The 17,711-nt window shown below is 61.6% G+C and carries 18 protein-coding genes and 2 pseudogenes; 10 read left to right on the forward strand and 10 right to left on the reverse strand.

Annotation, left to right across the window (positions count from 1 at the left end):
- Positions 1-140 precede the first annotated feature (140 nt).
- From ACP7D9_RS06500 to lptM, 6 genes are read right to left on the reverse strand one after another with little or no spacing between them, the layout of a single operon-like run.
- Positions 141-839 carry an HAD family hydrolase gene (locus tag ACP7D9_RS06500; RefSeq protein WP_312999774.1) on the reverse strand — a complete coding sequence of 233 codons (699 nt, stop codon included), beginning with the start codon at positions 837-839 and terminating at the stop codon, positions 141-143.
- Positions 836-1,735: a tyrosine recombinase XerC gene (gene xerC / locus ACP7D9_RS06505; protein WP_312999773.1), complete on the reverse strand. Its 900-nt coding sequence runs from the start codon at positions 1,733-1,735 to the stop codon at positions 836-838. Before xerC ends, ACP7D9_RS06500 begins: the two co-directional genes overlap by 4 nt.
- 2 nt (positions 1,736-1,737) lie before the next feature.
- Positions 1,738-2,463 (reverse strand): DUF484 family protein, encoded by a 726-nt coding sequence (locus ACP7D9_RS06510; protein WP_426156291.1) that lies wholly within the window; start codon positions 2,461-2,463, stop codon positions 1,738-1,740.
- Between the two features lie 13 nt (positions 2,464-2,476).
- Positions 2,477-3,307 carry a diaminopimelate epimerase gene (gene dapF, locus ACP7D9_RS06515; protein ID WP_426156293.1) on the reverse strand — a complete coding sequence of 277 codons (831 nt, stop codon included), beginning with the start codon at positions 3,305-3,307 and terminating at the stop codon, positions 2,477-2,479.
- A 3-nt stretch (positions 3,308-3,310) separates the two neighbouring features.
- On the reverse strand, positions 3,311-4,558 hold the full coding sequence (gene lysA, locus ACP7D9_RS06520) for a diaminopimelate decarboxylase (protein ID WP_426156295.1): 1,248 nt from the start codon (positions 4,556-4,558) through the stop codon (positions 3,311-3,313).
- Between the two features lie 9 nt (positions 4,559-4,567).
- Entirely contained in the window at positions 4,568-4,738 is a 171-nt protein-coding gene (lptM, locus tag ACP7D9_RS06525; protein WP_016772589.1) for an LPS translocon maturation chaperone LptM, read from the reverse strand.
- A gap of 226 nt (positions 4,739-4,964) precedes the next feature.
- Here lptM and cyaY point away from each other — a divergent pair, with 226 nt between their 5' ends.
- From cyaY to rnk, 3 genes are all read left to right on the forward strand, one after another.
- Positions 4,965-5,291, forward strand: coding sequence for an iron donor protein CyaY (gene cyaY, locus ACP7D9_RS06530; RefSeq protein ID WP_101161569.1), 327 nt, complete (start codon positions 4,965-4,967; stop codon positions 5,289-5,291).
- Positions 5,291-5,515, forward strand: a complete 225-nt coding sequence (locus ACP7D9_RS06535) for a DUF1289 domain-containing protein (protein ID WP_101161567.1) — start codon at positions 5,291-5,293, stop codon at positions 5,513-5,515. Before cyaY ends, ACP7D9_RS06535 begins: the two co-directional genes overlap by 1 nt.
- Positions 5,516-5,641: 126 nt before the next feature.
- Entirely contained in the window at positions 5,642-6,061 is a 420-nt protein-coding gene (gene rnk, locus ACP7D9_RS06540) for a nucleoside diphosphate kinase regulator (protein WP_039757397.1), read from the forward strand.
- A 9-nt stretch (positions 6,062-6,070) separates the two neighbouring features.
- Here the strand turns inward: rnk and ACP7D9_RS06545 are convergent, their stop codons facing one another.
- The 3 genes from ACP7D9_RS06545 to ACP7D9_RS06555 all read right to left on the reverse strand — a co-directional run bounded on the left by ACP7D9_RS06545 (position 6,071) and on the right by ACP7D9_RS06555 (position 9,830).
- Positions 6,071-8,914, reverse strand: coding sequence for a class I adenylate cyclase (locus ACP7D9_RS06545; RefSeq protein ID WP_426156298.1), 2,844 nt, complete (start codon positions 8,912-8,914; stop codon positions 6,071-6,073).
- A gap of 182 nt (positions 8,915-9,096) precedes the next feature.
- Complete coding sequence (locus tag ACP7D9_RS06550; RefSeq protein ID WP_101161561.1) at positions 9,097-9,342, reverse strand: TIGR02647 family protein; 246 nt, start codon at positions 9,340-9,342, stop codon at positions 9,097-9,099.
- A gap of 197 nt (positions 9,343-9,539) precedes the next feature.
- Entirely contained in the window at positions 9,540-9,830 is a 291-nt protein-coding gene (locus tag ACP7D9_RS06555; RefSeq protein WP_101161559.1) for a hypothetical protein, read from the reverse strand.
- Positions 9,831-9,953: 123 nt separating this feature from the next.
- Here ACP7D9_RS06555 and ACP7D9_RS06560 point away from each other — a divergent pair, with 123 nt between their 5' ends.
- Entirely contained in the window at positions 9,954-10,613 is a 660-nt protein-coding gene (locus ACP7D9_RS06560) for a glutathione S-transferase family protein (RefSeq protein ID WP_426156301.1), read from the forward strand.
- A 132-nt stretch (positions 10,614-10,745) separates the two neighbouring features.
- On the opposite strand, the gene argH is transcribed toward ACP7D9_RS06560, so the two are convergent.
- Positions 10,746-12,140, reverse strand: coding sequence for an argininosuccinate lyase (gene argH, locus ACP7D9_RS06565; protein WP_101161555.1), 1,395 nt, complete (start codon positions 12,138-12,140; stop codon positions 10,746-10,748).
- Between the two features lie 323 nt (positions 12,141-12,463).
- Between argH and ACP7D9_RS06570 the strand changes: the two are divergent.
- The 6 genes and pseudogenes from ACP7D9_RS06570 to ACP7D9_RS06595 form a co-directional block, all read left to right on the forward strand.
- Positions 12,464-12,616 (forward strand): annotated as a pseudogene (locus ACP7D9_RS06570) (sensor histidine kinase); the annotation flags it as partial.
- Positions 12,613-13,359 (forward strand): LytR/AlgR family response regulator transcription factor, encoded by a 747-nt coding sequence (locus ACP7D9_RS06575; protein WP_312999768.1) that lies wholly within the window; start codon positions 12,613-12,615, stop codon positions 13,357-13,359. The pseudogene ACP7D9_RS06570 and the gene ACP7D9_RS06575, both read left to right, overlap by 4 nt.
- A 138-nt stretch (positions 13,360-13,497) precedes the next feature.
- Positions 13,498-14,439 carry a hydroxymethylbilane synthase gene (hemC, locus tag ACP7D9_RS06580; protein ID WP_101161553.1) on the forward strand — a complete coding sequence of 314 codons (942 nt, stop codon included), beginning with the start codon at positions 13,498-13,500 and terminating at the stop codon, positions 14,437-14,439.
- Positions 14,436-15,182 (forward strand): annotated as a pseudogene (locus ACP7D9_RS06585) (uroporphyrinogen-III synthase); the annotation flags it as partial. The gene hemC and the pseudogene ACP7D9_RS06585, both read left to right, overlap by 4 nt.
- A gap of 36 nt (positions 15,183-15,218) precedes the next feature.
- On the forward strand, positions 15,219-16,361 hold the full coding sequence (locus ACP7D9_RS06590) for a uroporphyrinogen-III C-methyltransferase (RefSeq protein ID WP_426156715.1): 1,143 nt from the start codon (positions 15,219-15,221) through the stop codon (positions 16,359-16,361).
- A complete protein-coding gene (locus ACP7D9_RS06595; RefSeq protein ID WP_426156304.1) occupies positions 16,358-17,596 on the forward strand; it encodes a heme biosynthesis protein HemY in 1,239 nt (412 codons plus the stop codon). The genes ACP7D9_RS06590 and ACP7D9_RS06595 overlap by 4 nt, the downstream gene beginning before the upstream one ends.
- Positions 17,597-17,711: the final 115 nt, after the last annotated feature.

Here is a 17,711-nt window from a genome sequence, read left to right on the forward strand (position 1 = left end):
CGCGTCGCTCGCTTGCTGAAAAAGCCCGCCGTCGCTGCGGGCTTTTTCATGCCCCATGAAACAGCAAAAGATCGCAGCCTTCGGCAGCTCCTACAGGGAAACGCCTACCAAGGCAGGCGCTGCCGAAGGTTGCGATCTTTTCAACGGTTCCAGCGTGCGAGCACGGCTGGCAGTTCCGTGAGGCTGCGAATCTCCGCATCCGGCAGGCGCTCTGCTTCCCAGACTTTGCCCGTTGGGTTGAACCACACCGCGCGCAATCCCGCCTGCTGCGCCCCGGCAATGTCATCGCCGGGATGATCGCCGACATGCACCGCCGCTTCGGCGCTGACGCCGCCACGCTGCAAGGCTTCGTGAAACAGCCGCGCATCCGGTTTGGCGATGCCGATATCTTCAGCGCACAAGGCAAACTTGAAGAAATCCGCCAGCCCCAACCGGCGTACATCGGCATTGCCGTTGGTGACCACGCCGAGGGCGTAGTGATTGGCGAGCAGCTCCAGCAACGGCTCGACTTCGGGGAACACCTCGATCTGATGCCGCGCATGCAAAAACACTTCAAAAGCCTTGTCAGCCAGCTCCGACGCCTCGCCGTGGGCATACCCGGCTTCTTCCAGCGCATGGAACAGCACACGTCGACGCAGCGCGCTGATGCGGTGCTTGAGGCCCGGTTCGCCCGCCAGCACCCGCTCGCGAATCGACCATAAATGTTCCACTGGCACCGCGCCTAGATTCGACGCATGTTCGCTCAACCATTCGCGCAACACGGTTTCGGCGCTGGCGATCACCGGGGCGGTGTCCCACAGGGTGTCGTCGAGGTCGAAGGTGATCAACTGAATGCTCATGAATCATCGCCTTTCATGCGTTTGGCCCGGGGATGGGCGCTGTCGTAGACCGCCGCCAGATGCTGGAAGTCGAGGTGTGTGTAGATCTGCGTGGTTTTGATATCGGAGTGGCCGAGCAATTCCTGCACCGCGCGCAGGTCCTGTGAAGACTCCAGCAAATGGCTGGCGAACGAGTGCCGCAGCATGTGCGGATGCAGGTTCTGCCCCAGTTCGCGCTCGCCTGCGAGTTTGACCCGCACCTGAATCGCACGCGGGCCAAGGCGCCGGCCTTGCTGGCTGACAAAAACCGCGCCATCGGCAGGATTGGTCATCGCGCGCAGCGGTAGCCACTGTTCAAGGGCTTCGCGGGCCTTGGTGCCAACCGGCAGCAGGCGGGTCTTGCTGCCCTTGCCGAGCACCTGAACCATGCCGTCGGCCAGATCGAGTTGATCGAGATTGAGCCCGGTCAGCTCGGACAGGCGCAGGCCAGATGAATAGAACAGCTCGAGAATCGCCTGATCGCGTCGGGCGAGAAAGTCGTCCTCGACCGCACCTTCCAACAATTGCAGGGCGCGGTCGGTGTCGAGGGTTTTCGGCAGGCGTCGTTCGCCTTTCGGCGGAGCCAGACCGGTGGCCGGATCGTGGTCGCACAAGCCTTCGCGATTCAAATAATGATAGAGCCCACGCACCGCCGATAGCAGGCGGGCGAGGCTGCGCGAGGACTGGCCTTGTGCATGCAATCGGGCGACCAGGCTGCGCAGGCGCTGGATATCCAGCGCGGCCCAACTGCCGATGTTCTGCTTGATGCACCAGCCGAGGACTTTATCGAGGTCGCGACGATAAGCCGACAGGGTGTGCGGCGACACCTGTCGCTCACTGCGCAGATGTTCGCAGTAAGCGTCCAGTTGTCGTTCCATGGTCAGCGTACCGAGCGCAGCGAACTGTTGACCCGTGGCAGCACACGGCCCATGACCTCGGCGATATAGCTGAGAAACAGGGTGCCGACCGAACTCTTGTAGTGCTGCGGGTCGCGGCTGGCGATCGCCAGAATGCCGTGAATGCCCTGATGGCTGACGGCAACCACGGCGGTCGAGCCGATCTGCTGGCGCTGTTCTTCACCGAAAAGGAAATCCAGCTCATGTTCACGCAGGCTGCCGCTGACGCTTTTGCCTTCGGTAAGCAGGCCGCCGATCGCGGTTTGCGCATCGGCGTGGGTCACCCAGCGGCCGACCGGTGCAGGGTTGTCGCCGAGCAGAATCAGGCTGACAAACGGCACCTGGAAATCCTGACGCAGGCTGTCCTCAACGCTGATGACCACATCTTCCAAAGTCGACGCATCCATCAGCGCGAGGATCAGGCGCCGGGTCTTTTCGAACAGGCGATCGTTGTCGCGGGCCACATCCATCAGATGCGAAAGGCGATGGCGCATCTCGATGTTGCGGTCGCGCAGGATCGTCATCTGCCGCTCGACCAGTGAAACGGTGTCGCCGCGTCGGTGCGGAATGCGCAGCGACGCCAGCAGCTCTTCGTGCTCGACGAAGAAGTCCGGATGAGCCTCCAGGTAGGCGGCAACCGCGGCTGCCTCGAGGCTCTCGGACGCTGACTCGTCGGCTGGTCGGGCGGTTACCTGTGGCTTGTCGGTCATGATTTCTGCTCGCTCAAAGACGCACTTGTCCTTCGTATACACGCACTGCCGGACCGGTCATCAACACCGGTTCGCCCGGGCCGGCCCACTCGATGGACAGACGCCCGCCGGGCAGGTCGATCAACAGCGGCGAATCCATCCACCCCTGACTGATGGCCGCTACCGCCGCCGCACAGGCGCCGGTGCCGCAGGCCTGGGTTTCCCCGGCGCCGCGCTCCCACACGCGCAGTTGCGCGCGGTGGCGGTCGATGACCTGAAGGAAGCCGACATTGACCCGCGCCGGGAAGCGCGGATGGTGTTCGATCTTCGGCCCCAGTTCATGCACCGGCGCACTGTTGATGTCATCCACGCGAATGACCGCGTGGGGATTGCCCATCGACACGGCGGCCAGTTCGACCGTGCTGCCGTCAACCTCCAGCTGATAACTGCTGGCCTGGGCTGGCGCCTGGAATGGAATGTCCGCTGGCACCAGGCGTGGCGCGCCCATGTTCACGCCGATCTGGCCGTCGTTACGCACGTCCAGCTCGATGATGCCGCCCTTGGTCTCGACGCGGATCTGCCGTTTTGCAGTCAGACGCTTGTCGAGTACAAAGCGGGCGAAGCAGCGCGCACCGTTGCCGCATTGCTCCACTTCCGAACCGTCGGAATTGAAGATGCGGTAGCGGAAATCCACGTCCGGGTTGCTCGGCGCTTCGACGATCAGCAACTGGTCGAAACCGATGCCGGTGTGGCGATCGCCCCATTGCTTGGCGTGTTTGGGCTGAATGTGCGCGTGCTGGCTGACCAGGTCGAGGACCATGAAGTCGTTGCCCAGGCCGTGCATTTTGGTAAAACGCAGCAGCATGGGTTACTCCGGCAGCAGGCTTTCGCCGGCAAACAGCTCGGCCACGGTTTCGCGGCGACGCACTTCAAACACCTGATCACCATCCACCAGCACTTCAGCGGCACGGCCGCGGGTGTTGTAGTTGGAGCTCATGACGAAACCGTAGGCACCGGCCGAATGCACCGCCAGCAAGTCGCCTTCTTCCAGCGCCAGCTCGCGGTCCTTGGCGAGGAAATCGCCGGTTTCGCAGATCGGGCCGACGATGTCGTATTGGCGCGCAGCGCTGTCGCGCGGTTTCACCGCCGTGACGTCCATCCACGCCTGATACAGCGCCGGACGGATCAGGTCGTTCATCGCCGCGTCGACGATGGCGAAATCCTTGTGCTCGGTGTGCTTGAGGTACTCGACCCGCGTCAGCAACACGCCGCCATTGGCAACGATGAAGCGGCCCGGCTCGAACACCAGCGCCAGATCACGCCCGTTCAGGCGCTCGCGCACGGCTTTGATGTAGTCGGCAGCCAGCGGCGGCTCCTCATCGCGATAACGCACGCCCAGGCCACCACCAAGATCGATGTGGCGCAGGTGAATGCCGCAATCGCCGAGACGGTCGACCAGATCGAGCAGGCGATCCAAGGCGTCGATGAATGGCGGCAGCGTGGTCAGTTGCGAACCGATGTGGCAGTCGACACCGACCACTTCCAGGTTCGGCAGATGCGCGGCGCGCACGTACACGTCTTCGGCGTCGGCAATGGCGATGCCGAACTTGTTCTCTTTGAGACCGGTGGAAATGTAGGGGTGGGTGCCGGCATCGACATCCGGATTCACGCGCAGCGAAACCGGGGCGCGAACACCCAGCTCGGCGGCGACTACTTGCAGGCGCTCGAGCTCGTCGGTGGATTCGACGTTGAAGCAGTGCACGCCGACTTCGAGGGCGCGACGCATGTCGTCACGGGTCTTGCCGACGCCGGAGAACACGATCTTGTCGGCGCTGCCACCAGCGGCCAGTACACGTTCCAGCTCGCCACGGGAAACGATGTCGAAACCGGCGCCGAGACGGGCCAGGACATTCAGTACGCCGAGGTTGGAGTTGGCCTTGACCGCAAAGCAGACCAGATGCGGCATGCCGGCCAGCGCATCGGCGTAGGCCAGATACTGCGCTTCGATGTGCGCCCGCGAGTAAACGTAAGTGGGCGTGCCGAAGCGGTCGGCGATGGCGGACAGCGCCACACCTTCCGCGAACAGCTCCCCGCCACGGTAGTTAAAAGCGTCCATGGCGATCCCTTAGTAAACGTCGTGCTTGTGAGCCTTGGATGGCTGCTTCTGCGAAGACTGGGCTTGTTCGGCCGGGTCCTGGTCGTCATCGGGCAGGTACAGCGGGCCTTTTTGACCACAGGCCGAGACCAGGCAGGCAACCGCGACGAGCGCAGCAAGGGAAGAGATCAGGCGCTTCATGGCGAAATCCTTGAAAATGCGTTAATTGCGCCGGAGTATACCGGCCACCCGGCAGCTTGCCTATGCGAGGGGGTTCCCGTCCGGCGGGGCTCCTGTGATGTGCATCATCCCTGTGGGAGGCGTTGAGTGGGCCGACAGGTGCCTGGTCGTTAATCTTTGCAATCGGCCGGCAGCGTCCGTATCTTTCGGCGCTTGAGCCTGATCAGACATTTTTGAGGTTGCCGCAATGAGTTTGTCCGAAGCCCGTTTCCACGATCTCGTCGATGCTACCCAGCAGGCGTTGGAAGAGTTGCTGGAGGATCATGCCGACGATATCGAGATCACGGCTGGCATGATGACCATCAAATTCGACAATGGTAGTCAGCTGATCATCAGCCGCCAGGAGCCGCTGCGTCAGCTGTGGCTGGCGGCGCGTTCCGGCGGTTACCACTTCGACTACGACGAAGAGTCGGGCAAGTGGAGCTGCGAGAAGTCCGAAGAGCTGCTCGGCGAAGTGCTGTCGCGCTGTGTTCACGAACAGGCCGGCCTCGAGCTGGATTTCGAAGAGATCTGATGGTGACCGAGGCAGCCGCGCGTCCACCCAAGCCGCTTTACAGCAACGTCAGCCCGGCGGTGCCTTCGCCCTGCACGGGCGTATGTCGACTGGACGAACAGAAAGTCTGTCTCGGCTGCGCGCGCCATGTTGAAGACATTCGCGAATGGCGTTCGGCCGACGATCAGCGGCGGCGGGTGATCGTCGCCCAGGCGTCACAGCGCAAGCTGTCCAATGGTGCGTGACTTGTATATTTTTTGAGCTGTGATAGTGTCCGCGAACGCCTCAAACCACCGAGGCACGGTGAGAACCCCGTCTTTTTTGGCGGGGTTTTGCTTTTTTTGTGCAGAAGAAAGGAGTCTGCCTGGATCATGACCGCACCTTCCATCACCCTTACCCGTCTGGACGTCCAACGTCTGGAGCGCCTGATCGACAGCCTGAGCGAGAAAGACCAGGCTGCGCCGGGCGTGATTGCGCTGCAAACCGAGCTGGACCGCGCCGATACCGTGGTCGGCCACGATGAAGTGCCCGCCGATGTCGTGACCATGAATTCCCGCGTGCATTGCCGCGAAGAAGGCAGTGGCAAGGATTACCACCTGACGCTGGTCTACCCCAAGGACGCCAACGCCGACGAAGGCAAAATCTCCATTCTCGCCCCGGTCGGCAGCGCGCTGTTGGGCCTGAAGGTCGGCCAGCACATCGACTGGCCGGCGCCGGGCGGCAAGTCGCTGAAGCTGACCTTGCTGGAAGTGGAATCGCAACCGGTCAACGGCGGCGCCTTTCCCGAGTAAATCCTCGCCTCAAACCTGTTCGAGCGCTTCATTCAACGAGCGCTCCAGGTCCGCCTTGTAGCGCAGATACAGATTGCTTGAACTGTGCCCGTCACCGAGCAGACCCGAGAGGTCGAGGTCGGTGATGTAGCAGCGATAGCGCTCGGTCTCGCGGCGCTGCTCGACGATCTCCCGGGCGACCACGCTGAACAGTTGGTCGCCATGCTCCAGCTCGCTGAATTCCCGCTGATTGCAATACAACGTGACCTGCACTTCGCCGGGCGCGGCTTTGCCGATGATCGCCTGCACGTCGTAGAACGGTTTGTTCACTGGCGTCTGCGGTGCCGGACGGATCTCGACCCTGCGCGAGCGACCCGGGCCGGACGGCAACAGCTGGTAATACAAAGTCTCGGGGCTGCCTGCAGGGCCACCGTCCATCGGCAACTGCGCTTCACGGCGGTACTGGATCGATTGCACAAAACGCTGCAACGGCACCAGCAGACTCTGCTCGTCGTGGTAGGGCAGGTGCTGCTGCCACAGCGCATTGAATTCATCCAGCACATACAGTTCGGCCTGCTGTTCGTTGATGCGGTAGAACACCTGAATGCACTCCGGCTGCCCCATCGGCAGGATCAGCGCCAGGTCGTGATCCTCGAGTGCCATCGGGTCGAGGTGCAGCGGGCTGTAGCGCGGTTGTTCTTCGCCCAGGTAATCGAGCAGTGCCGGCAGGGTAGCGAGCGCGACATGATTGACCTGACCTGGCACCAGCTCCAGCACGTGATAGTGCTGCTGCACCTGAATCAGGTAGCGATGATTCAATTCACTGAGCAGCAGGGTCTGCGCGGTGTCGACGATTTCTTCGACGCGGCGGGCAATGAACTGCGCGCGGTTATGGCAGAAACAGCGCACTTTCAGCGACGGCTGCACCAGACCGCGCGGCAGGTTGTTGAGGTAATCGCGCAGGCAATCGAGCAGCGCGTGCGGGCCGTCGAAACGATTGACCAGCACTTCGTTCCAGCTGTTGAGCGTAACCTGATCGAGGGTCAGCACGAGATTTTCGCGAACGCCTGCGTAGCTCAGCGAGTCGGTGCGCTCGGTGGTCATCAGGATGTTCAGGTCACGGTGATGCTTGAGCGGGTCGACACCGACGTTGATCAGCATCAGCACTTCGCTGGGCACGGCGGCGCGCAGCAACGGCTCTTCCGCCACGCTGGGCAGGGGCAGGGCGATGCACTGCTGCAGGCTGCCGAGCAGGTTGAACAACTCAAATTCACTCAGATCGCTGGTGCCCGGATGCAGGGCCAGCCGGGTGCTGCTGTCGATCACGCCGTTGCGGTGGCACCAGGTCAGCAGTTCGAGCAGTTCGCGGCTGCGCTTGATCGGCGCAAAATTTTCCCACTCCAATGCCGTGAGGTTGCCGTTGTACAGCCCCCATTGGGTCTGCCCCGGTTCCTTTTTGTTGGGTGACTGCACCAGGGTCAGGGTGTCTTCGGCCAGATCCGGGGCGATGCCGGGGTTGATGAACTCGACCTTGTCGGCCTTGCGCTCGAAAGCCGCATACAGGCGCCGGCCGAGGACATTGAGATCGCGCTTGTTGATCAGGCTGACGGTCTGTTCGCTGCGGGCGAACTGGGTCAGGAAGCGATAGCTGTAGTTGAGCTCGTTGACCAGCGCGCGTCGCTCGGCGCTGACCTGGCGCACTTTCCACTGACTGCGACTGTCGAGCAGCACCAGTTGCCGCTGATCCCAGTGCCATTCACCGGCCAGACGTTCGAGCAGTGCGCGCTGCCAGCCCTGGCTGCGGCTGTTACCGGTGAGCTTGCGATTGACCTTCAGATACAGCGCCCGGCGCACCAGCTCCAGGCGTTCCGGCTCGTTGCGGGCGATGAGGTATTCCTCGATTCGGCGGTACACGACCATGTACGGGTCGAGTTCATCGAGGTCGAGCTGATTGGCAAACACGGCTTTCTTGAAGCGCAGACTCAGGCACTGCACCTGCGGGTGTTCGCTGGCGTACACCTCGGTCAGTAGCAATTTGAGCACTGACTTGTAGGGTGATTCGATGCCTTTGAACAGCTGCCACAATCCGGCACCGATGAATTCTCCCGGCGGAATCGTCGCCATCGGCCCGAGATCCAGGGTTTCGTCGGCGCGAATAAAGCGTTTGGACAGTAGGGTATGGGTGTAGGCGTCGTAGGCTGTTTCTTCATAGACCGGCACCAGCCACCAGATCGGTGTGCGCCCGGCAAGCCAGATCGCCGTGCGGTAAAACTCATCGAGCAACAGATAGTGCTGGGTGCTGCCGCAGTTTTCCGAACTGAGCTGGGAGTCTCGTTCGCCTCTGACGAAACGCGCTGGGTCGATCAGGAAGAAATGCGCTTCGGCGCCCTGGCTCGCAGCCCAGTTTTCCAGCAACTGGCACTTCTTGCTCAGCTCACTGAGCTCGCTTTCGCCCATATCCGGCGCATGGCAAACCCACACGTCCATGTCGCTCTGATCGGCCTGGGCCAGTGTGCCGAGGCTGCCCATCAGGAACAGGCCGTGGATCGGCCGCGGCGGGTTGCTGCCGTGGCGCGGTTTGTAAGAGAACGAACGGGTCAGGCGTTGTGCTTCAGCGAGCGCATTGGCGTCGGGCTCATAATTGGACAAGCCGGCCGGCGTACTGCCCGAGACATAACCGGGCAGCAAGGGATGATTGACGTGAAAGAACAGCGGCAACAGCGTCAGCACGCTTTGCTGGCGCGTCGACAAGCCTTCGAGCGCACGGCCGAGGCGACCTTCATTGAGTTTGAGAAAACGTGCGCGCAGTTGGCTGAGTACCTTGCGGTCGATGCCTTCGTCCAGGTCAGGGCGGATTTCGTGGGTGCGCGTCATGTCAGCTCAAACCGGCTTGCAGGCTCGGACGTAGAGGGTCTCGGAATGGCCGCAGTTTAGCCTCTGCGTAGCAGGACGTTTAAGCTGAATTTGTTTTTTCGCCGCAGATTTTTATCGACAGTGACCAGGCGGGCCCGCGGAAATCCCGTAGCAGGGGTTCCCGTGGGCAAAGTCATGAAGAATCAGGCGGTTTCCTGCTCTTTGAGAATCGTCAGTACGGTCTGCACGTTTTGCGCGGCATCGCGACCAAGGCTGGTCAGATAACCGCCATCGGGCTGGTCGGTGAGGTCTTTTTCAAACAGGCGCTGGGCAGCAGCGATGTGTTTCGGGGCAGCGGTCTGATGAATTTTCAGACCTTCCTGGGAACTGTCCAGGGGAAAGAGTGCGAGGACTTCCAGTTCGGCAACCAACTCAGGGGTAAGCGACATAAGGACTCCAGACTTTCTAGGAATTGGACGACAGCGCCCCTAAGGTGAACCCGCTGGTGCGGCATGTCCAGTGCTCAGATCAGGGGATTTTGTCTTGAGGCGAATTCCAGTGTAGTCCTCAAAAAAAAGATCGCAGCCTTCGGCAGCTCCTGCACGGAATCTATGCAGAAGCTGCCGAAGGCTGCGATCTTTTGATCTTAATGCTTTTCCGGTGGCAGCTCTGGCAAAGCGCGCAGCGCCGCTTCGTACCACTCGGTGTCGAAGGGACGATCTTCATCGAGCATCGCGTCAATCTCGAAAGCCAGCACATGGGCCATCAGATTAAGGATCTCCTCGCGCTCCATTCCGACCAGCGTGAGCTTGTTCAAAGTCGCCTTGGCCGCTGGCGGGTTGTCGCTTTCGATCTGGTTCTCGATGGCTTCGATCAGCGTCGCTTCGGTGAATGCTTCTTCGTCGTCATCGTTGACGATATCTGTCGGCTCGCTCATGGCAGGCTCCTCAGGGAAAGGCGCCAGTTTACCCGCATTCAGCGGCGTGATGCTGCTGGCGGGAAACGTCGCGGCGATCTATAAACAGGCACTGCCCACCCCGCACGGCCTGGAGGCTTTGTGATGTTCAAGCTCTACGGATTCGCTGTCAGCAATTACTACAACATGGTCAAACTGGCGCTGCTGGAAAAAGGCCTGCCCTTCGAAGAAGTGACGTTCTACCCGGCACAAACCCCGGATTCACTGGCCATCAGCCCGCGCGGCAAGGTTCCGGTGCTGGGTGTTGATGCCGGTTACATCAACGAAACTGCGATCATCCTCGAATATCTCGAGCAGTCTGAAAAGGGCGCGCCTCTCCTGCCGAGCGATCCGTTTGAGCGCGCGCAGGTATTGGCAATTGCCAAAGAGATCGAGTTGTATATCGAGTTGCCGGGCCGTGCCTGTTATGGCGAGGCGTTTTTCGGTGGTACGTTGCCCGAGGCGATCAAGGAAAAGACCCGGACCGAATTGCTGCTGGGCTTTGCAGCGCTGAGCCGGCACGGCAAATTCGCCCCCTATGTGGCGGGTGACCGCCTGAGCATTGCCGATTTGTATTTCCTCTACAGCGTGCCGCTGGCCTGTGCGGTCGGGCAGAAGCTGTTCGGCATCGATTTGCTGGCCGAGATGCCGCAGGCGAAAGCTTTGCTGGAACGGCTTGAGCAGAATCCGCATGTGCAGAAGATTGCGGCGGACAAGGACGCGGCGATGCCGGCGTTTTTGGCGATGATTGCGGCCAAGAAGTAAGAATTACGCTGTTCTGTAGACCGCATTCGCGAGCAAGCCCGTTCCCACAGGAGATTTTTGTCAGTCACACCGTTTGTGTTCGACAGAAATCCGAATGTGGGAGCGGGCTTGCTCGCGAAGCTTTTTTGGCTTTTAGCGGCTGGCCAGCAGGGCCTGACCACGAGCCACAGCAGCCTTGACCTGCGCCGGTGCCGTTCCGCCGATATGGTCGCGGGCATTCACCGAGCCCTCAAGGGTCAGCACGGCAAACACGTCCTGCTCGATCTGATCGCTGAACTGACGCAGCTCTTCCAGGCTCATCTCGGCCAGATCCTTACCCGTGTCGACGCCGTATTTCACCGCGTGGCCAACGATTTCATGGCAGTCGCGGAACGGCAGACCACGGCGCACCAGATAGTCAGCCAGGTCAGTCGCGGTGGAGAAACCGCGCAGCGCCGCTTCACGCATGATTGCGTGTTTCGGCTTGATCGCCGGGATCATGTCGGCAAACGCGCGCAGCGAATCGCGCAGGGTGTCGGCGGCGTCGAACAGCGGTTCCTTGTCTTCCTGGTTGTCCTTGTTGTAGGCCAGCGGTTGGCCTTTCATCAGGGTCAACAGGCCCATCAGTGCGCCGAACACGCGACCGGTCTTGCCGCGTACCAGCTCGGGCACGTCGGGGTTTTTCTTTTGCGGCATGATCGAACTGCCGGTGCAGAAGCGGTCCGGCAGATCGATGAACTGGAACTGCGCGCTGGTCCACAGCACCAGCTCTTCGGAGAAGCGCGACAGGTGCATCATCGCGATGCTCGCGGCCGAGCAGAATTCAATGGCGAAGTCACGATCGGAGACGTTATCCAGCGAGTTGCCGCCGACGGCGTCGAAGCCGAGCAGCTGCGCGGTGTATTCGCGATCGATCGGGTAAGTGGTGCCAGCCAGCGCGGCGCTGCCCAGCGGCATGCGGTTGGTGCGCTTGCGGCAGTCGACCAGACGCTCGTAGTCGCGGCTGAGCATTTCGAACCAGGCCAGCATGTGGTGACCGAACGTCACTGGCTGCGCGGTCTGCAAGTGGGTGAAGCCCGGCATGATGCTCGCAGCTTCGCGCTCGGCTTGCTCCAGCAGGCCTTTTTGCAGGCGGGTGATCTCGGCCAGGATCAGATCGATTTCATCGCGCAGCCACAGGCGGATATCGGTGGCCACCTGGTCGTTGCGGCTGCGTCCGGTGTGGAGCTTTTTACCGGTCACGCCGATGCGGTCGGTCAGGCGTGCTTCGATGTTCATGTGCACGTCTTCGAGGTCGACGCGCCAGTCGAACTGGCCGGCCTCGATTTCGCCCTGAATGGTGTTCAGGCCGTCGATGATGCTGTCGCGCTCGGCATCGGTCAGCACGCCGACTTTGGCCAGCATGGTGGCGTGGGCGATCGAGCCCATGATGTCGTGGCGATACAGGCGCTGGTCGAAAGTGACGGAGGCGGTGAAGCGGGCGACGAAGGCGTCGACGGGTTCACTGAAGCGGCCGCCCCAGGACTGATTGGTCTTGTCAGTGCTCATGAATTCGCTCGTATCGGCTTGAAGAAAGAAGGCGTGAAACGCTGGCGCGGATAATAACAGGGTTGCCAATCCTGTCGCTGACACCGATCGATACGTTTTTACCCCGATGTGTCAGGCGTCTCCCGCCGTGTCTGCAAGGAATTTACAAAAAGGATATTTTTTGATTGAGCAATATCGTTCCGACGAACGTCTACAGTGGACATAAGGGTCGGTGCGTTGGCGGATCATGCAAAGGTCTGGCCACCGACTATAAGAAAAGGGGGCGGGTGAGTTGTCTTTCAATCGACCACCGTGAGAAACGCAGGAAACAGCGGGCTCTGAGCGGTACGACCCGGACGCTGGCAAATATTGCTGGCCGACGTACGGCACTTTTTGGCGCTCGGGCTAGTCTTAGCGTGGATCGCGGTGACGGATGTCACTACACCTGTCTACGCTATCCTTGTGCGAGACTCACGCAGGAATCCAGCGCAATATGAATGTCCTGATCGTTGATGACGAACCCCTGGCTCGCGAGCGCCTAAGCCGTATGGTGAGCGAGCTCGAGGGTTATACAGTCCTGGAGCCCAATGCCACGAATGGCGAGGAGGCGTTAGCGCTGATCGACAGCCACAAGCCGGATATCGTTTTGCTCGATATCCGCATGCCGGGCCTCGATGGCCTGCAGGTTGCTGCCCGACTGTGCGAACGAGAGACGCCGCCGGCCGTGGTGTTTTGCACCAGTCCCGATGAATTTGCCGTGGAAGCCCTGCAGGCCAGCGCCGTGGGCTATGTGGTGAAACCTGTGCGAACCGAACACCTGAACGAAGCCCTGAAGCGGGCTGAGCGTCCCAATCGGGCGCAACTATCGGCCCTGACCCGTCCCGCTGCCGAAAGTGGCAACGGCCCACGCAGCCACATCAGCGCCCGTACTCGCAAAGGCATTGAGCTGATTCCGCTGGATCAGGTGGTCTACTTCATCGCCGACCACAAATACGTGACCCTGCGTCACGAAGCCGGCGAGGTGCTGCTCGACGAACCGCTCAAAGCACTGGAAGACGAGTTCGGTGAGCGCTTCGTGCGTATCCACCGCAACGCGCTGGTCGCTCGCGATCGCATCGAGCGATTGCAGCGCACACCGCTGGGACATTTCCAGTTGTTTCTCAAAGGCCTCAATGGTGATGCGCTGATTGTCAGCCGTCGGCATGTCGCCGGTGTGCGCAAAATGATGCAGGGGCTTTGACCCGGTCTTCACCGGGCCATTCGAGTTCATTTACCCGGCATGGCAGGCCAGGGAGGCCACGCCGTTTTCTGATTCAGGTCAAAGTGCATTTGCCTGAGCTGTTATTATCCGCCGTATCTATTCAGTACGGATTGTTCCATGTCCCCTCGCGAAATCCGCATCGCCACCCGTAAAAGTGCGCTGGCCCTCTGGCAGGCCGAATACGTCAAAGCCCGTCTCGAGGCGGCCCACCCGGGTCTGCTGGTGACGCTGGTGCCCATGGTCAGTCGCGGCGACAAGCTGCTCGACTCGCCCCTGTCGAAGATCGGCGGCAAGGGCCTGTTCGTCAAGGAACTGGAAACCGCGTTGCTGGAAAACGAAGCCGATATCGCCGTGCACTCGATGAAAGACGTGCCGATGGACTTCCCGCAAGGCCTAGGCCTGTTCTGCATCTGCGAGCGCGAAGACCCACGCGACGCTTTCGTCTCCAACACCTACGCAAGTCTTGAAGCGCTGCCTGCCGGTGCCATCGTCGGCACCTCGAGCCTGCGTCGGCAGACGCAACTGCTGGCGCGTCGTCCGGACCTGCAGATCCGTTTCTTGCGCGGCAATGTCAACACTCGTCTGGCCAAACTCGATGCCGGTGAGTACGACGCGATTATCCTTGCCGCGGCCGGTTTGATCCGCCTCGGTTTTGAAGATCGCATCACTTCGCCGATCAGTGTCGATGACAGTCTGCCGGCCGGTGGCCAAGGCGCGGTCGGCATCGAATGCCGCAGCGCCGACAACGAAATCCATGCCTTGCTCGCGCCTTTGCACCACGCCGATACCGCTTCGCGGGTGAACGCCGAACGCGCCCTCAACAAACATTTGAATGGTGGCTGCCAGGTGCCGATCGCCTGCTACGCCGTGCTCGAAGGCGAGCAGTTGTGGTTGCGCGGTCTGGTCGGCGAGCCGAGCGGTGGCAAGCTGCTCAGTGCCGAAGCGCGGGCGCCGCGCGCTGACGCCGAAACCCTGGGCGTGCAGGTCGCCGAAGATCTGCTCAAGCAGGGCGCTGACGACATTCTCAAAGCGGTTTACGGCGAGGCGGGTCACGAGTGACTGGCTGGCGCCTGCTGCTGACGCGTCCCGCAGATGACTGCGCGGCGCTGGCCGAACAGTTGGCCGGGCAGGGGATTTTCAGCAGTTGCCTGCCGCTTTTGGACATTGTTCCGCTGACGGTCTCTGACAGTATTCGTCAGGCGATTGCGCGATTGCCCACTTGCAACGCAGTAATCGTGGTCAGCAAACCGGCGGCGCGGATTGCGGTGGATCTGCTCAGGTCCGAAGGCGCGGCGCCATTGAGCATGCCGTGGTTCAGCGTCGGCGCGGCGACTGCCGAGATTCTTCGCGATCATGGTCTCGACGTGAGTTTCCCGTCTGATGGCGATGACAGTGAAGCCTTGCTGCAATTGCCGCGTCTGCGCGAGGCGCTGAGCCAGCCCGGCGCGCAGGTGATGATCCTGCGTGGGGAGGGTGGCCGTGAGCTGCTCGCTGAGCGCCTGCGCGCGCTTGGTGCTAGTGTCGAGTATCTGGAGTTGTATCGCCGCGACCTGCCTGCCTACCCGCCCAGCGAGCTGCCACGGCGGATCGAAGCGGAACGCTTGGACGGGCTGGTGGTCAGCAGTGGACAGGGTTTCGAGCATCTGCGGCAGATGGCCGGCGATGCCTGGCCGAAGATCGCGCAGTTGCCGTTGTTTGTACCGAGCCCGAGGGTCGCCGAGCTGGCACGTGCCGCCGGGGCTCAAACAGTTGTGGATTGCCGCGGCGCGAGTGCCGCGGCTTTGCTGACGGCGTTACGGGAGTTTCCCGTGCCGTTTTCCAATGCAAAGGATGGATACGTGAGCGAAACAGCCTTGCCCAAAGATGACGCCCAGCCTGCGCTCGATGCTCAGGTTGAAACTCCACCGCCGGCCCGGGAGCCGCGCCGAGGCAATGGACTGGCGATTGTCGCCCTGCTGCTTGGCGCCGCCGGTGTCGCCATCGGTGGCTGGGGTGTCTGGCAGGTGCGTCACCTGCAGAACAACACGCAGCAGCAGTCGAGTCAGGTGCAGGCGTTGAATGATCAGGCGCAGAGTCTGAAGCTCAACGAGCAGCGTCTGACCGAGCGCCTTGCGCAGTTGCCTGGCGCTGATGAGCTCGCCGAACGCCAGCGTCTGGTCACGCAATTGCAAGGCGATCAGCAGCGCCTCAATCAACGTCTGGAAACCGTCCTCGGCGCCAGCCGCAAGGACTGGCGTCTGGCCGAAGCCGAGCACTTGCTGCGTCTGGCCAGTCTGCGCCTGTCGGCATTGCAGGACATCAGCAGCGCGCAGGCGCTGGTGCAGGGCGCCGACGAAATCCTCCGTGAACAGAATGACCCGGGTTCCTTCGCCGCTCGCGAGCAAGTAGCGAAAACCCTGGTTGCCTTGCGCAGCACCGAACAACCGGATCGCACCGGGCTGTTCCTGCGCCTTGGCGCGCTGCGCGATCAGGTCATCGACCTTACCGAGCTGGCGCCGGAGTACAAGGATCGCGGCGAGTCGCTGCTGGGTCTGACCGCCGACGGCGATGGCGCCAGTCGCTGGGCGCAATGGTGGGACAAGGTGTCGCGCTATATCCGCATCGATTTCAACGCCGACAAGAATGTCAAACCGCTGCTGGCCGGGCAGAGCCTGAGCCAGGTACGCCTGGCCCTGAGCCTGGCGCTGGAGCAGGCGCAATGGGCGGCACTCAACGGTCAGGCGCCGGTTTACACCCAGGCGCTGACCGAGGCGCGCGATGTGCTCAAGGGCAATTTCAACCCGGACAACCCGCAAAGCAAAATCATGCTGGAACAGGTCGCCGAACTGAGCAAGGAACCCGTCACCGTCAAGATTCCGGATCTGGCCGGCACCTTGAGCGCGGTGCAAGCGTATCTTGAGCGGCGCAACCTCAACGCCGAAGAATCGGTGAAGCCGTTCGCCAAGCCTGCCGCCAACGCGGCGCAGGAGACGACCCCATGAAGCGCCTCTATGTAATCGTGTTTCTGGTCATCGCGGCGACGGCAGCGCTGGGCCTGGCGATCGCCGAGCATTCCGGTTACGTGCTGGTGGCGTACAAGGGCTTCCGCTACGAGGCGAGCCTGTGGGCAACGCTGGCGGTGATCACGGTGCTGTGGCTGCTGTTCTGGGGTATCAAGGTGTTGGTCGAGTTGGTGACGACCTCTACCGGTGTGGTCAATCCTTGGTCGCGGCGCAATCGCAGCCGCCGCGTGCAAGTGGCAATCGAACACGGGCAACTGGATCTGGCTGAGGGTCGCTGGGCCAGCGCGCAGCGGCATCTGACCCGCGCCGCCGAAGCCGAACGCCAGCCGCTGCTTTATTACCTGGGCGCCGCACGCGCGGCCAACGAGCAAGGCCAGTACGAAGAAAGCGATCGTTTGCTCGAACGTGCGCTGGAGCGTCAGCCGCAAGCCGAATTGGCGATCGCCCTGAGTCACGCACAGTTGCAGACCGATCGTGGCGACACCGACGGTGCGCTGGTGACCTTGCAGGCAATGCATGAACGGCATCCGCGCAGCGCGCAAACACTGCGTCAATTGCAACGTCTGTATCAGCAGCGTGGCGAATGGACGGCGGTGATTCGTCTGCTGCCGGAGTTGCGCAAGGACAAAGTGCTGCCGCCGGCCGAACTGGCTGAACTCGAGCGTCGCGCCTGGGGGGAAAATCTCTCGCTGGCAGCTCATCGCGAAGAGGACGGCACGGTGGGTCTGCAGTCGCTCAAGCGGGCCTGGGAACAGCTGACTTCAGCGCAGCGTCAGGAGGCCCCTCTGGTATTGGCCTATGCCGAGCAATTGCGCCAGCTAGGCGCTCAGGTCGAGGCCGAAGAGGTGCTGCGCACCGCGCTCAAGCGCAGGTACGACAGCCATCTGGCGCGGCTTTATGGTCTGGTTCGTGGCAGTGATCCTGCACGACAGTTGCAAACCGCTGAGGGCTGGCTCAAGGAGCATCCGGCCGATCCGAGCCTGCTGCTGACCCTTGGGCGTTTATGTCTGCAAACCAGTCTGTGGGGCAAGGCTCGCGACTATCTGGAAAGCAGTCTGCGCGTGCAGCGCAATCCTGAGACATGCGCTGAATTGGCTCGTCTGCTCGCACAGCTCGGCGATACCGAGCGCAGCAACCAGTTGTTCCAGGAAGGTCTTGGGCTGCTTGATGAACGTTTGCTGGCGGCGCCTTTGCCGGTTGCGGCGAAGGTCTGAGAGGCGAGGGAGGATGCTCCCTCGTGAACTTCACTGACCGAAAATTCAGCTTCTTTGTGCTCTTGAGGCAAACTCCTGCAGAGTCCTTCATCTTTTCCTCTTGAACCTGTCGGGT

This window comes from Pseudomonas sp. TSRC2-2, from assembly GCF_049897785.1.
In the GTDB taxonomy this organism is placed as follows: domain Bacteria; phylum Pseudomonadota; class Gammaproteobacteria; order Pseudomonadales; family Pseudomonadaceae; genus Aquipseudomonas.